Origin of the sequence: Paenibacillus radicis (ex Xue et al. 2023) (assembly GCF_024722015.1) — a bacterium.
Lineage (GTDB): Bacteria > Bacillota > Bacilli > Paenibacillales > NBRC-103111 > Paenibacillus_S.
This window is the reverse complement of record NZ_JANQBD010000005.1, coordinates 294,231-309,106: the sequence shown is the minus strand read 5'-3', so window position 1 is coordinate 309,106 and position 14,876 is coordinate 294,231. Positions and strand designations below refer to the sequence as shown.

Annotated in this window: 9 protein-coding genes; 3 read left to right on the top strand and 6 right to left on the bottom strand. The window is 43.2% G+C overall.

Features of this window, described 5'->3' with window-relative positions; all coding sequences use genetic code 11:
- Positions 1–2 precede the first annotated feature (2 nt).
- From NV381_RS09280 to NV381_RS09260, 5 genes are all read right to left on the bottom strand, one after another.
- On the bottom strand, positions 3–1,640 hold the full coding sequence (locus tag NV381_RS09280; protein WP_258212993.1) for an extracellular solute-binding protein: 1,638 nt from the start codon (positions 1,638–1,640) through the stop codon (positions 3–5).
- A gap of 230 nt (positions 1,641–1,870) precedes the next feature.
- Positions 1,871–4,255, bottom strand: a complete 2,385-nt coding sequence (locus tag NV381_RS09275) for a helix-turn-helix domain-containing protein (protein WP_258212992.1) — start codon at positions 4,253–4,255, stop codon at positions 1,871–1,873.
- Positions 4,256–4,379: 124 nt separating this feature from the next.
- Positions 4,380–6,170 carry an MHYT domain-containing protein gene (locus NV381_RS09270; RefSeq protein ID WP_258212991.1) on the bottom strand — a complete coding sequence of 597 codons (1,791 nt, stop codon included), beginning with the start codon at positions 6,168–6,170 and terminating at the stop codon, positions 4,380–4,382.
- 193 nt (positions 6,171–6,363) lie between these two features.
- Positions 6,364–6,798 carry a bactofilin family protein gene (locus NV381_RS09265; RefSeq protein ID WP_258212990.1) on the bottom strand — a complete coding sequence of 145 codons (435 nt, stop codon included), beginning with the start codon at positions 6,796–6,798 and terminating at the stop codon, positions 6,364–6,366.
- Between the two features lie 19 nt (positions 6,799–6,817).
- Positions 6,818–7,771, bottom strand: a complete 954-nt coding sequence (locus tag NV381_RS09260; protein WP_258212989.1) for a M23 family metallopeptidase — start codon at positions 7,769–7,771, stop codon at positions 6,818–6,820.
- Positions 7,772–7,970: 199 nt separating this feature from the next.
- Here NV381_RS09260 and NV381_RS09255 point away from each other — a divergent pair, with 199 nt between their 5' ends.
- The gene (locus NV381_RS09255; RefSeq protein WP_258212988.1) at positions 7,971–9,062 is read left to right on the top strand and encodes a ParM/StbA family protein; all 1,092 of its coding nucleotides are present in this window, start codon (positions 7,971–7,973) and stop codon (positions 9,060–9,062) included.
- Positions 9,063–9,170: 108 nt separating this feature from the next.
- Here NV381_RS09255 and NV381_RS09250 read toward each other — a convergent pair whose 3' ends face one another.
- Positions 9,171–10,691: an extracellular solute-binding protein gene (locus NV381_RS09250; protein ID WP_258212987.1), complete on the bottom strand. Its 1,521-nt coding sequence runs from the start codon at positions 10,689–10,691 to the stop codon at positions 9,171–9,173.
- Between the two features lie 309 nt (positions 10,692–11,000).
- Here NV381_RS09250 and NV381_RS09245 point away from each other — a divergent pair, with 309 nt between their 5' ends.
- Together NV381_RS09245 and NV381_RS09240 are read left to right on the top strand one after the other, a co-directional pair.
- Positions 11,001–12,395 carry a hypothetical protein gene (locus NV381_RS09245; protein ID WP_258212986.1) on the top strand — a complete coding sequence of 465 codons (1,395 nt, stop codon included), beginning with the start codon at positions 11,001–11,003 and terminating at the stop codon, positions 12,393–12,395.
- 113 nt (positions 12,396–12,508) lie between these two features.
- Positions 12,509–14,842 (top strand): helix-turn-helix domain-containing protein, encoded by a 2,334-nt coding sequence (locus NV381_RS09240; RefSeq protein WP_258212985.1) that lies wholly within the window; start codon positions 12,509–12,511, stop codon positions 14,840–14,842.
- The last annotated feature ends 34 nt before the right edge of the window (positions 14,843–14,876 follow it).

Here is a 14,876-nt window from a genome sequence, read left to right as displayed (position 1 = left end):
GATTAACGTTTGTTATAACGATCCAAAGCTGCCTTTTGAATTTCAATAGCGCGGTCGATTTTAACGGATTTCAGCTTATCCATATACTTCTCGAAGCTATCCAACGGTTCTGCACCCAAAATGATTTTTAATGTCATTTCATCCACCAATGTATTGACATCCGTCATGATTTTAGCGAATTCAGAGCTTTCCTCCGGTGTTGGTGTAACTGGAGGCATTTGGTATTTAGCCATTTCCGTCTTAGCCCAGATACCAATGGCGTCACGTTGTGTTGGAAGTGCTAAATATTGTTCGATATAACGCTTATCTTGAACGAACGGTCCGTTATAGTTTGCACGAGTATACAAGGAAAGTGTTTGTGCTGGAGCCAATTTATCCGGGTTCTTCATTACGATATCCGAATATTTCGGATAACCGTTCTCCATCTTATAGCTCACGCCTTCGGTTCCGAAATTGAAGTACATATGTCCTTCTTCGCCGTAACCATAATCGAGCATCTTAACAGCCAATTCAGCATTTTTCGATTTAGCTGTCACCGCTACCATACCGCCAAATGAATAAGGGATATCTCTTTGTCCGAACTTGGCTGTATCGCCTTTTTTCAAGACCGGTTGAGGGGTAGCTACCAGCAAAGCTTTAGGATCCTTAGCTTCAACGAGCGGCTGCCATTTACCGATTCCGCCTCCTGCATTACCAACTGTTGCGCCTGATGCGCCGGAAGCAATGTTAGAATCCCATGCCTTCTGGTCAACGGTAGCGATGTTCTTATCCAGCAAGCCTTGTTCGTACCAGCTGCGGTATAAAGCAAGGAAATCTTTGTAGCCCTTCTCGGCTGGCCCGAATTTGATCTGACCGCCTTCCATGTAGAAATCGCGAGTAACACCGTAAGCTCCCATGAAATGTCCGTTGTTGAAATCATTAAATACACGCGGTTTACTGTTCGTTGTGAATGGCGCTGTTGCACCTTTCTTTTCTTTAAATGCTTTTAGCATAGCGGTCCAATCATCGATTGTTTGCGGAATTGGCAATCCCAGTTCATCGAGCCAGTCTTTACGAACTATAGGACCTTGGAACACCATCAAGGCTTCATCGCCGCGAATAAATGGAAACGCATAGTAACTGCCGTTATCTGTCTTGACCATCTTGTCAACATCTGGATGTTCCTTTAAATACTTTTTAAGATTAGGTGCATTTTTATCGATAAGATCATTCAATTTCAGAATGTAGCCGTCTTTAATCGCCTTTTCCGGTCCTCCCGGGAAATCCTTAAGGAAGTTGAATTCGATCATATCAGGAAGATCGCCAGATGCCAGCATTACGTTTAAAGCTTCCTTCGCTTGGTTGGTTGGAGGCGCGCTAAACTTTAATGGAACACCGGTTCTCTTTTGCCATTCAGTGAAAAATGGAGTATCCGCATGGGTTGATTTTACGCCGGTCAAGTTGCCGGGAAGCTCGCCCCAGTAGGTTAAGGTTTTGTCTGTCTTCATAGGATATGTGGTTGCAGTTCCAGTTGTGGCTGCAGGTGCAGGGGTCTTGGTGTCTGAAGCAGGCGCCGGTGTTGTTGTAGAGCAAGCCATAACCATCGTGCTCATTACAGTAGTTACAACAATTGTAGAAGCGATTTTCTTCTTTCTCTTCATAAGTGGAAGACCTCCTTGATATTTCGGCTTAACCGAATTTCGATTCGTATGAGACATTTCTCATGACTTGATTATATGACAGCGCTTCCAAATTTGTAATCGCAATTATTGCCAATCTCATCTGCAAAAACAATTATCAGACTATTCAAAACATACAATTTAATATGCAAAATGCGTAAAAACACAAAAAAAGCCCATTTTGGGCAAGAAAAAAAGCCGCTTGAGGCAGCTCATTGATCTTTCATTTCCTTGTATTTACCGGGAGTAATCCCTTCATATTTCTTAAATGTACGGATAAATGCGTTAACATCATTGAAACCTACATCTATGGCAACGTCACTTATATTCTTTTTACGATCCGCTATTAAATGTTTGGCTTTTTCAAGCCTGGTTTTATTAATCGAGTCCAGCAAGCCTTCCCCTGTATGATCTTTGAACAGCTTGGACAGGTATGCGGGCTTCATGTCAAAATGGCTCCCAATCATGGAAATGTTAAGGTTCGGATCGTTGAAATTCTGATTAATGTATTCAATAATTTGGTGAATTCTCTCATCAAGCGTCCGCTGCCGGGATTGCTGAATATTTTGCTGACGTTTGTTAGCGGTATATTCACATACTTTTCCTAGAAACTCCGTTATCTGCACTTGCATCTCTTTTATCGTTTGGCAGGTCGTTATTTGTTCAATCCATTTCTCGATTCGTCTCGGATTCCTTATCAAAACACTGTCCTGAAAATCACCCAGCTCACTAATCGTTTTAATCATTGTGCTGACCAAATTCAGCATTAAGCAGCGGGCTATCGGCACCGACATGAACGTTCGGTTAAAATTACGTTCGATGATTTCATCCAATGTTTGACGCGCCATCGTAAAGTCACCGATTTTGACATAATTAATTAATTGCTGCTCAACCTGCAACGGATAATAATAGCCTGTATCTGAATCTTCCGCGGCAACACTCTGATGAATTTCATCATAGGATAAAATCTCTTTGCTTCCCATAACCAGCTTGTATTCCATCGCATCGAGCGCCTCCAAGTAGGCTTGGGAGATCCCTGCCAATTCGCTGTGTATGCCGCTGATAGAAAGCGTTAAGCCGATATGGTACTTCGTCATCAAAAATGATTGCGCCTCGCGGGCGATCGCAACCAACTGCTGCATACGATCCTCATTAGTCCCAGGTGAGAAGTTGATTAAGCAAACCAAAGTCTCTTCAATTTCTGTAACAAAGCCTTGATGATGCTGTAAAGCTAATTCTTCTATGACGTTGGTAATAATAAACTGCATTAGCTTCTGCGGATCTGTTGGGCCTATCTGCTGGATTCTTTCATGAAAAGAACTGCTTTCCTGAACATACAGCAAAATAACAGCAAAATCATCAGTAATGAACCGCATATTAAAGGTTGCCAATGATTCGTCTACAGGAATTTGGTCCAATTTCCCCTTTAATAAACGGCCTACAAAATTCGAACGCAAAATATGATGTTGTTTTTTTCGTTCAGACATAATTTTTGCCAATTCAACCAAAGTGTTATCAACGGCTTGTTGAATGAAGCTGAATTCATCATGTCCCGGTTTTTGGAGAACATCTGACTTTTCCGAGAATGCACGGACCAGCCTGCGGACCGGATTGTAATTTTTTCGCAGAAAAAAGTACGTTAGCAGGCAGCCGCCAAGCAAGCTAATAATAATACTCATATAAGTAAGCTTGCGGATCTGCTCAGCCTTCTCCCAGAACAGCAGGCTTGGAATGATGGACAAATATTTCAGCTTGGAGCGATCGGACTGGATATAAGTAATCTCATACTTTTGCCCGTCCTTTTCCCAGAAAAAAAACTTCGATCCCGGCATTTCTTGGCCGAATGGAATATCATGCAGCAAACGTTCGCTATCGTTTGAGCTTGAAACGAGAAGCTCGTTGGCTTCGTTCAAGATCAGTACATGCCCTTTATTGAACAGCTCCATATTCTCAATGGCTCTAAGAATACGAGACTGATCGATCATAATAACGTTGGTTCCTTCGGTTTCTCCCGACTCTATGCGATAGCGGCTAATATAAGCTACCGTCTTCCTTTGTTTACCGTTTTCATCCACACGAACCATTGGGATAAAGCCTTTTTTTTCCTTTTGATTCAAAGTATTGATCCATTGGTCATATGAAAAAGAATTCGTCTTATGCATCAATTCGTAAGCAAACGGAGCATCCCTATAGAGATCGGGTAAAAGAACCTTGTTGGGTCCGGATAAATAAATATAGAACAAATCAATTAGAGAATAGGAAGTTTTGTACATAAGAAGATCTTGAGTAATCTGATGCAGATCATATAAATATTCATTAGGGTAAATTTGATATTTATTAGAGAACAGCTGCCGAACTCTCATATTCCAGGTCAGCTCGAAATTGAGACGCTCCATAGTTGCGAATTGATTGTCCATAACCTCACGAACTTGCTTCAATAGAGATTCATTTGCCTGGTGTATTTCATTAACCAAGGTATCACTTGATTTAATGTATACGATTACACTCATAGCTACAGGCAGCAGCAAAACAGCCAGGTAGGATAGAAGCCAGGTTAGCAGAACACTGCGCCTGTTGATTTTGAACTTTCCCAGCATCAAACTCCTCCTCGGCTACAAATGAAAATATATGCTGATGCTAACTACTATTGTACCTGTTCCAGGAGGGTGAGTATACAAGCAAATACTAAAAAATCTTATAGAATTGAAACCCGCAAGCCCGCTATCCCTCTGCTGTGACAGGCAAAGTTATATCTACTACCGTGCCCCTTCTGCCGGCTTTATAGATATGAATTTCACCGTTATGCTCATGAATAATCTGATAGCTTATCATTAAGCCAATCCCGGTCCCCTTATCCTTGGTGCTGTAATAGGGCTCCCCTAGCTTATTCTGCCACTCATCGGGAATTCCAACGCCTTGGTCAGTGAATCGAATCTGAACCTTGTCGTCGTCTACAAAGCATATTTGTACGTTAATATCCCCCCCATCATTCATAGATTCTATCGCATTTGCTAATACATGGTTAAAAACATGTCTGATTTTATTCTCATCACAAAAAATCCAAGGCGTATCTGTTTCGTACTCAACCAAAATATGGATGTTGCTCAGAAGCGCCCGTGCATCCATCTGCATGACAATATTTGTTAGGATCTCATGCAGATTGCTTGTTTTAAACTCCCCGGGATTAGCCAGCAATAGAAATTCAGACAGGATGGATTCAATCTGTCCCATTTCGCTGAGCATAAGATCAAAGTAGCTCTGTTTAGAGATACCCTCCCTTATCAATTGAGTCATTCCCCTAACGGTAGTTAACGGATTTCGGATTTCATGAGCTATTCCAGCGGCAAGCTGCCCTGCCATGGCAAACTTCTCGGCCCTCCGCAGCCGCTCCTCGTTACGCTTGCGCTCTGTTATATCCTTGGCTATGGCAAACACTCCAATAACTTTTTTCCTGAAAATGATCGGAATGGTTGTCACACTGAATTCCATAATAAAGCCTTGTTTATGAATGGAATGGATTTCATAGTTTTGCGGCATGCCATGTTTTACATTCTCAAACAGCTGCTCGAACTTTTCTGATTCCTCAGGCACAATGAATTCCGTACTCATCCGTTCTTTTAGCTCATCTTTGGAATAACCGAGTAGCTTTTCAGTCGCTCCATTAGCAGAAACAATTTTTCCTTGCAAATCGATCGAGCATACAATATCCGGACTGTGTTCAAAAAGCGATTGAAAATGAAGCTCGTTTTTACTTGCCGCCTCATAAGCCAGCCTTCTATCTAAGTGAGCACCGAAACATACACAACCAACTAGTAAAAATAAAGCGGAGCATACTACGTAGGATAAGCTCGTAGTTTCCATAACGTAGCTCATCAGTTGAGCAAAAAGCGAATTACCAGGAGGTGAATGACTCGTGCCCACGGTAAAGTGCATAGCGCTCATTCCAGTATAATGCATGCCCGAAATTCCTATCCCCAATAAGAGTGCGTTCGCCAATTTGCCCCAACCGTCAAGGAAATCCTGAAACATTCGGAACATGGATATGAAAGATACCCCAATTGGGATAAAAACGGATACCGCAAACAGTAACGGATCATATTTAATGGAATATGAGCTTTCTAAAGCGGCCATTCCAATATAATGCATGGAGCTAATACCCATACCCATGCAAAAGCATGCAAAAATAAACCTGTACGTCTTCAAACGGCTGGCAAGCCTGAAAGCAATAAACGAAGTAAGGATGGGTATGACAAAAGAAATGCCTGTGAGCAATAGATTATAGGAAACCGGAAAATGTGTATGAAACGCTAACATCCCAACAAAATGCATAGTCCAAATCCCGATCCCCAAGGAAAAGGAGCTGTAAATCAAGAACAAGTTCCGGGTCTTTCGGTTCGAGGATGAACGTGCTTTATGAGATAAGTCCAGTGATACATATGATGAAAAGATGGCAATTACAATGGATAAAACCACAAGTGGTACCGAGTAAAAGTTGCCTTCATTTACCCCCATTAATCATCCCCCATTACACTAGATGTCATAAGGCTGTATATCTTGTAACAGGCTTCTTGTTACCACGAATCCGTTAAGATTTGGTATTCTACAAGGTCAAGTCATTTTCCTGCTTTTAACATAAAAAGGCCACGTACCCAGCATTGTTCCAGTACGTGCCCCTAAATAATTATTTGTTAATGAATCAATAAAATTATTGCCAGGTTGGTGATGTTGTGACAGGTTGATACGGGTTGCCCTGCTGCACAGCTTTTTCCTGATTTTCGGGCTGGGAAGCACCGTTTTCCATCTTACTCATCCCTTGGAACATACCACCTTCATCGATAATAAGCGACTGGGCCGTCGTATTTCCAAACAGCTTGCCTGTTGAACGGATGGTCAGCTTGCCTTTGCACAGCACATTGCCATTCACAGTTCCCGCCAGAATAACATCTCTCGCAATAATGTTCGATTTGACCACTCCAAGCTCTCCTACGGTAACATCACCCGCACATTCCACATCCCCGTTAATTTGACCCTCGATACGAATGCTTGCTTCCGACTTGATTTTCCCCTCAAATACAGTACCTTCGCCAATTAGCGTATCGGTTGTATGGAGGTCTACCGCATGTTTTTTCCCTTTAAACATAAAGCAACCTTCTTTCACACTATTTTAAAAACGGTTTCGGATCAATACTTACACCGTTTTTCAATACTTCGTAATGCAAATGATTGCCTGTGCTTCTTCCGGTTGAACCGACAAGCCCGATTACCTGACCTTTTTCTACCTTTTCGCCTTTATCCACATTAATTTTATTCAAATGCATATACCAGGTCTGCAATCCGTCAGAGTGGCTTACAACAATATTGTTGCCATGCAGCGAATCACTTCCTGTAGACTGAACAACACCATCCGCGGTAACATGAACCTTGGAGTTTAGCGGCGCACTAATATCGAATCCGCTATGAAAGCTGGGACGAAATGTAAACGGATCCTGCCGTAGCCCAAACCCGGAGGTAATAGTCCGGCTATCTACAGGCCAAATTGTAGGGGTGACGCGCTGCTTCTTCTGAACAGCCAACGCTGCCTCTTTGGTATTAACAATGCTGTGTTTCAGTTTGTCCACTTCTTCATTCATGTCAGTCAGCAGCGTTCGGGTCTGTTCAAGCATATCCTGAACCTCGTCATCAGTCGCAGGACGATTGGTCCCTCCCATTGCTAATCCGCTAGATGCCGAATTTACCGCAGCTGTGGTCTTGTCAGACCCCGTGATAGTCCGAACTTCATCTTCCAGCTTTCGAATATCATCGATTTGGGTCTTCATATCCGAAGTTTGCCGGGATAGATTGATAACCTCGTTTTGCAGCTGCTCAATCGTTTGATTCTTCTCCTGAACCGTTGTTGCGTATAAGGTATCCTGACTTTTTACACGCGTCTGCAAATCACTCGCAACCATTGCTGTTCTTGCATGAAGAACATACAAAGTCAAGGTTACGATAACTAAACTTAATAAACCTGCACCGGCGATGTAAGGGATCAGCTTGGGCACCTCGAAACGACGAACAGAGCTGTTAGCATCAGGAATGATGACGAATGTATAACGCTTTTTGCCCCATATCAATTTCTTGTCCGCCCTTTCTAATTGGCACAAATTTACAATCCTCGCTAGAATATGATATTATTCGTCACATTGGACGAAAAAACCTTCTCATCTGACGGCCACTTATAGAAAATAGTTCTAAAGTACGAAGGGATTTCCAACGTACGAAGCGAATTTAGTACTAAATAAGCAGGTGGATTTGACAGGAGGGAATTCATAGATGAAGTTGGCAGGAATAGATATCGGTAATGACAGTATCAAGGTAGTACTGGATGGTGTTCGTGACCCATTAACGGTTCCAAATATTGTAGCGCCCGGATTTGAACGGCATATTTTGCAGGAGGAGGATTCTCCCCTCAAGGCACTCGATGTGGTCGTACATAGTCCAAGACTATCCAGAAATAATCAACGTTATTTCGTTGGTATGCTGGCCATGGAAAATGAGGATAGTGTGGAGCTGGAGGAGACGGATAACAAAGCCGTATCGGATCAATCCTTGATCGTCGCTTTGACCGCACTGGCTTATGCGGCCATCGTCAGTCAATCCGTGACAAATACCGGCTACAACAATACAGAAGAAGCAGAGTATGTAATCGGAACAGGACTGCCTGTCCGGACCTACTCCTACTATAACAAAACATTCGAAGATCGCTTGGTAGGTGAACACGAAGTAACTTTCCTGTCCACGCCGAATATGCGCAATCGCAAGGTCAAAGTGTCCATTCGCCGGGCTATTGTATCCATTGAAGGCGCTGCAGCCTTGTTCCACATGGCGACCCATGAAAGTCTGCAAGTAAAAGATGAGGAGCTGTACAACGGCTGCATCGGCATTTGCGAAATGGGCGCGTTAACAACCGACTTTCCTGTTGTGAACAAAATGAGCATCGATAATCAATTCAGCACAGGAGAGCAAATGGGTCTTGCTACCTACCTGGATAACATTATCCGGGATGTGGAGGATCAATTCGGATACCGTTTCCCAAGTCGCGCCAAGCTGGTTCAGCGTATCAAACGCAATGACTTCACTATACGCCGCATGGGCGAAGGGCAATCGACCATGAAACCCGTCATCGATATGTATTTCAATAGAGCAGCTTCCAAAATCGTCGATTTAATTAAAAAGCGCTGGAAGAAGCATCCTGACATTCAATGCTTCTATGTAATTGGCGGGGGCGCTGCTGCACTTAAACCTTATATTATCGATGCGGCCGGTCCGATCAAGCTTCGTTTTGTTGATGATAGTGAAATGCTGAACGTACAAGGCTACTTGAAGCTTGCCAAGAGCAAAATGAATCAGGCTTCATTTGTTTAAGTAATACTCCCATTAAAAAAGCTGTCCTCAAGTAGATTTATCTACCTTAGGACAGCTTTTTTCTATTTCAAATTAATCGCTGACAGGCTCTTGATCGCCCAATCCTTTTTATTTCTTCTGTATTTTAGCAAATTCTTGGCCAAACTCAGCGATAACCTTGTCTCCGCCTTTGCTGCGCCATTGCTCGATCGATTTCTGCCACCCGGCATCATCTATCGCACCCATAATATATTTGGTTTTGGCATCCAAAACCATCTTATCCAGCTCATTACCTACCTCAGAGTAGGTCTGTGAAATCAATGGAGCAGATGGATCGGCTACTATATTCGGTAAATTTTCTTTAAACATTTTTGTATACTTTTCTACTAAATCCACGGTTTTAACCGGACTCATGTTTTCGGCATAGTTTAATGGAAGCTGGAAGTATTTACGAGGGCCGTTGACGTAAGCCTCCACTTTCTCAGGTATAATTTGCACAACATTGCCTTCTAATTTGTAATGCTCTCCTTCAACACCATAAGCAAGTAAATCCTGCATCTTCTGATCTTCCAGCTTGTCGAAGAAGTTCAGCGCTTTTTTCAAGTCCCCTTCGGTCTTCAGCTTTTCCTTGGAGAAGAAATACATGCCGTTCCAACCGGCCGTCGGCACAATCCTTACGCCTTTAGGCCCCTCAAGACGGCTGAATATATCCACCTTCGCATTGGGATTCAGCTTGATTAAATCTCTTGTTCCTGTGTAGCTGTCCTCCAGTGATGTGTAGAAAATGCCGGCCTTCCCTTTATTGTAATTATCCGAAAGATTCGATTTGTTGGCAACGGCAAAATCACTGTTCATAAGACGCTCATCAAACAATTTTTTGTAAAATTTAAGAGCTTCCAAGTACTCCTTCGTCATGAAGGCCGGAGTGAATACACCTCCAGCTTCTCCCCAGCCGTATGGCGCCCCAAGTGTAACTGCAAAGGCATCAAGCGACATTAAAGCATTGTGCTCGGACAAGCCGTAAGTATCGTTTTTACCGTTTTTATCCGGATCGTTTAATGTAAATGCTTTCAACACATTGTAGAATTCATCAGGCGTCTTCGGCTCCTTCAATCCTAGATTGTCAAGCCAATCCTTACGGAATATGTAACCGGAACGAGCCATTACTCTGCCACGGTACAGACTGTATGTTTTACCGTCGTACGAGGTGTTGTATTGAACTATTTTATTGATTTGATTTAAATTTTTGAAATCCTTCAAATAAGGTCCCAGCTCCCAGAACATGCCGGAACGGACAGATTGTACAACGCTTGGGGCTTTGTTGTTAAGAGCGACAATACCGTCGGGCAAGTCATTGGATGAAAGTGTCACATTAAATCGATCCTCATAGTTCACACTAGGAATCCAGATCGCGTTTAATTTCGTACCGGTGTATTCCTCGATAGTTTTTAAGGTAGGATTGTTAGGCTCCGGCGGCTCTGTAGCATAGTAAGGCAGCATTAATGATAATGAAAACGGTTTGTCGGGTGCTGATTGTACGTTTGTGTTCTTTCCGGGATCACTTCCTGAGCAGCCGCTTAAGACCACACCGGTCATTATTAATGCGGTAGAGGCTGCAGTGAGCACCCGATACTTTTGTCTCAAATCCATGAATTTGTAAACCTCCTCTTTTGTGGTAATGCGCAGTTTCATAATACATTCAAAGTATAGAAGCCGCTTTATGCACCGTCTATAATCACTTCATCATGTACTAACAGCGCCGCCAATGCTGGGGATATCCTATGTAATAATCATTAGATAACATCGCTTGCTAAGTCGTAATGCCAGTCCTGCCGCGGTTTTTTCAAGCAAGAGGTTAGTAGATGATTATTGTATTTCATGGTAACGGTTCCTAGAATTGAGTATATGAAACCTATCATGCACCATCAAACATACTATGTGATCGGAGTGAATATCTCAATGAGCAGCCAAACAGCAAACAGACCAATTGATCTAAGACCTATAATGGAAATGGAGGTGGGACAACCCCTTGAATATTTCCGAACCGTACCCATCAGGTTAGGGGAAGGCCAGCCAAGAGCCTTCTTAACTGTATACAGCGCAGATTTTGATATTGATTCAGGCTATAAAATGTTCAGCTTTCCTACAGATACCTTGAAGATGATGGTGTATACAGATAAAGGGGAAATTTTGTGGCGCCGTGATTTTGGACCGGGTGTTGTTCCCGGAACGTGCTTTACCAACTTCTTCGCATTCGATCTGGACGGGGACGGAGTAGAGGAAATCTGGTTTGTCAATAATTTGGACACTATCCACCCGTTTAATCTCTACGAATATGTACTTGAACGGATCAATCCACTGACAGGCGAGGCGACTGGACAATGGCCTTGGCCGAACAACAATCCGAACCAAAGTCCAAGCCTTGCATTCCGTCAGCATATATTCGCAGGATATGCTAATGGAGAGCCTGTACTTATTACAGCTCAAGGCACGTACGGGCCAACGTATATTCAGGCATGGAATGTCGATATGACGTATCGTTGGACGAAATCGATCATCCCTGGCGAGGACGGCCCTCAAGGCAGCCACGTGTTTCCTGTTGTTGATATTAACAAGGATGGAATTGATGAATTCATGTGGGGTGAACGTTGTATTTCCGTAGATACGGGAGACGAAATATTCCGCTGCGACGGGGTTGACTGCTGGAGCGGACACTCCGACATGATTCAGCCTATCTTGAATCCGGCGGATGGCCGTTGGTACATTTATATCAATAGAGAGAAGCTGGAGGATCAAGGACCGCGCGTGCTTCTATATGATGATCAGGGCAACCGGGTATGGGGACAAGTCGCTGCGGGACATATCCATAAAGGATGGATTGGCCGTATTGGTCCTAATGGTGAGATGATCGCTACAGCAGGGGAAATTGGAGCTCAGGCACGAGATTTGCAAGGTCGTTATTATACGGGAATTAAAGAATATAGCTTCGATGCATGGAGCGGCGATCCTGTCCAGCTTCCTTACAGCACCTTCGATACGGCGCCCATTGATTTGAACGGTGACGGGTTCCATGAAATCGTATACGGAGTTTCGGCCGGAAATGCACGCGTAATTGATCGGTTCGGCAACCCGATTAAAGAACTAGGCGGTCGTATAGTTATGGCGTCTAAAATTATTGATCATCCGGGCGAGCAGCTGTTGGTTTATCATAAGAGCGGCAAAGTGCAAATCTGGGGTGACGTTAACGCGCAGGATACACCGGAAGCATTGGAACGCTATGCGAATCCGTTTTATAAATTTAATCAGAAATATCCGACCAAGGACTATGTCATGTGCATGCTTGGCGGTGTTTAGATTCATATGTTTCGTAAAATTATGTTAGAATGACCTCTTAATCTTAATGATGCGGGTTCCTGTTAACCGCATCATTCCTTTTTGATCATTTACATAGATGGAGGATGAATGTTTTGCAATTGTGGCTAAGACAATCTTGGTTAAAGGTAGCGAAGCAAAGCTACTTGTGGAAACTTTTCGCTTTTGGGATTTTCTTAGGAACATTACCGGTACTGATTCTGGGGTTCTTCGCTTATATAAAAGCTTCTGAAATTGTTCAGGATAAGCTCAACGAAAGCAACCGGCAAATTTTGCAGCAGGTCCAATTAAACGTGGAGCAGGTCCAGAAAAATATTGATTTAGCTTTAACCCAGTTCGCCGATTCTCCCGCAATCGTAAAATCTATTCATACCCCTGTTGATGTAATGAATTTTGAAAGCGTCGCGATGGTGAATAATCTCGCTGCCGATTTGACGAGACTTCAGAGACTCGGAACTAACATTTTTGATATTCGCCTAATCAGCTTGGATTATAGATGGAGCATAGGCTATAAGGGCTTCCGATTTCTGGATGGCGAGGACAACTCGCTTGAGCTTGATTTGCCGATATACGCCGGAATCGATCGAAAGCCGCGCTGGTCCGTTGCGCAAACCGCAGCCAATACTGAGGGGCAGCAAGTGCAGCGGATTCATTTTCTAAAAAGCATTCCCATAACATCAAACAAACCATCTGGGATACTCGAGGTTGAAATCCTCAATTATGAAATCAACAAGCTGATTTCCAACAATACCGCAGCGGGAACCATTGTTATTCTGGACAATCAGAACAAGCTGGTTGCCAAGCAGGAAGCAGAGAATGCAGATAACCTGCGATTGGACAATTTTATTGAAGCGATGGCAGCTGCCCGGCCAAATCACACAGGGCATTTCAAGCTAGACTACAATAGATCCAGCTGGGGAGTATCCTACCTTGAATCCGGGTACAGCGGCTGGATGTATGCCTATATTGTATCGGTTGATGAAATTAATAACGCTTCCAGCTCCTCCATCGGTTTGCTGACCCTGCTGGTCTGTCTCGGTACGCTGATCATTTTATTTTTTCTAGCTTTTTTGGGGTCGAAAAAAATGTACTCTCCGGTGAGAAAGCTATATGACTCTGTTAACCGGGGGGCATTCAATAAAAAATCGGATAACCGGACCAACGATGAATTTCAGCACATCGGCCTGTTTTTGAACAAAATCATTGTGGAACAAACGGATTCCTTAAAAGAATATTTCATACAGCGGCTTCTACAAGGACAGGTCCGCAAAGAGGAATTATTTGAAAAGCTCGATTTATACGGATATCCGAACCAGCATCAGTGGCTCTGCTTATTCGTCATTCAAATGGATACCTTGGATCATTCCCGGTTTCAAGAAAATGATCAGGATTTGGCTTTGTTCGCCATTAATAACATTGTAAGAGAATTGATTCCTGAGGGTTATCGCATTGAAACCTCAATTGTTGGCGAACATCAGGTCACACTTCTCAAATCCGTTGCCCTAACACAGAAGGAAGCTCTGGATCATGTGTTCAATCTTGCACAGCACATTCAAACCGTGATAGACCAATATTTATCTGTCCAAATCAGTGTGGGAATAAGCCGCTTTTACGAACAGTTTCATGATTCACAGAAGGCATACCAGGAAGGCCTCGAAGCATTGAAGTATCGCATACGATTATCCGAGGGCGGCATTCTCTACATTGACAATATTCAGAGCAATTACCATGCAGAAATTATGTTTCCTGAACAAATGATCACTAAACTGGTCGATGCGGTAAGGCTCGAAGACGAGGCAATGGCTGGCCGGCTGCTCAATCAGATAATCAGTGACCTGTCCAAGCGGCAGTTGAATGTTCACTCCTATCAGCTATTCCTGTCCAAGCTTCTGTTGCGTATGCTCGATTTATTGCAAACTATAGGCAAAACTTCCTTTGACCTGCCAGGTCAGGGCCCCACAGGCAAATCATTATTCGATCAATTACTTGAGCTAAAGACACTGCCTGACGTGGAACATTGGTTTATATCAGCAATCATTAAGCCAAGCATTCAAATGTTTGCCGAGCAAAGTAAAAACCAGCATGTCAAGATCGCACAGGAAATTGTGAATATGATACTGCAGGAATACAATACAGATTTGAGTCTGGATTTATGCGCTTCTCGACTGCATTACCACCCTAATTATGTGAGCCGGGTTTTCCATCAAGTGACCGGATCCAGCTTTAAGGACTATTTAGCCATGTACCGTTTGGAGATATCCAAGCAGCTTCTGATGGAATCCGAGAAAACGGTCACTGAAATTAGCCAAATTTTAAAGTACAATAATCCGCAAAATTTTATCCGTTATTTTAAAAGCATCGAAGGTATCACCCCTGGGCAATTCCGGGAAACGAACAGGACTATAGAGAAGTCTGTTTCCCAAAAATAATCGAGCCGAAATGGATGAAAAGAGGAAGCCTATA

Excerpts from the sequence above, each read along its gene's own strand:
- NV381_RS09280 (WP_258212993.1), bottom strand. The coding sequence starts at position 1,640 with ATGAAGAGAAAGAAGAAAATCGCTTCTACAATTGTTGTAACTACTGTA.
- NV381_RS09275 (WP_258212992.1), bottom strand. The coding sequence starts at position 4,255 with ATGCTGGGAAAGTTCAAAATCAACAGGCGCAGTGTTCTGCTAACCTGG.
- NV381_RS09270 (WP_258212991.1), bottom strand. The coding sequence starts at position 6,170 with ATGGGGGTAAATGAAGGCAACTTTTACTCGGTACCACTTGTGGTTTTA.
- NV381_RS09245 (WP_258212986.1), top strand. The coding sequence starts at position 11,001 with ATGAGCAGCCAAACAGCAAACAGACCAATTGATCTAAGACCTATAATG.
- NV381_RS09250 (WP_258212987.1), bottom strand. The coding sequence starts at position 10,691 with ATGGATTTGAGACAAAAGTATCGGGTGCTCACTGCAGCCTCTACCGCA.
- NV381_RS09255 (WP_258212988.1), top strand. The coding sequence starts at position 7,971 with ATGAAGTTGGCAGGAATAGATATCGGTAATGACAGTATCAAGGTAGTA.
- NV381_RS09265 (WP_258212990.1), bottom strand. The coding sequence starts at position 6,798 with ATGTTTAAAGGGAAAAAACATGCGGTAGACCTCCATACAACCGATACG.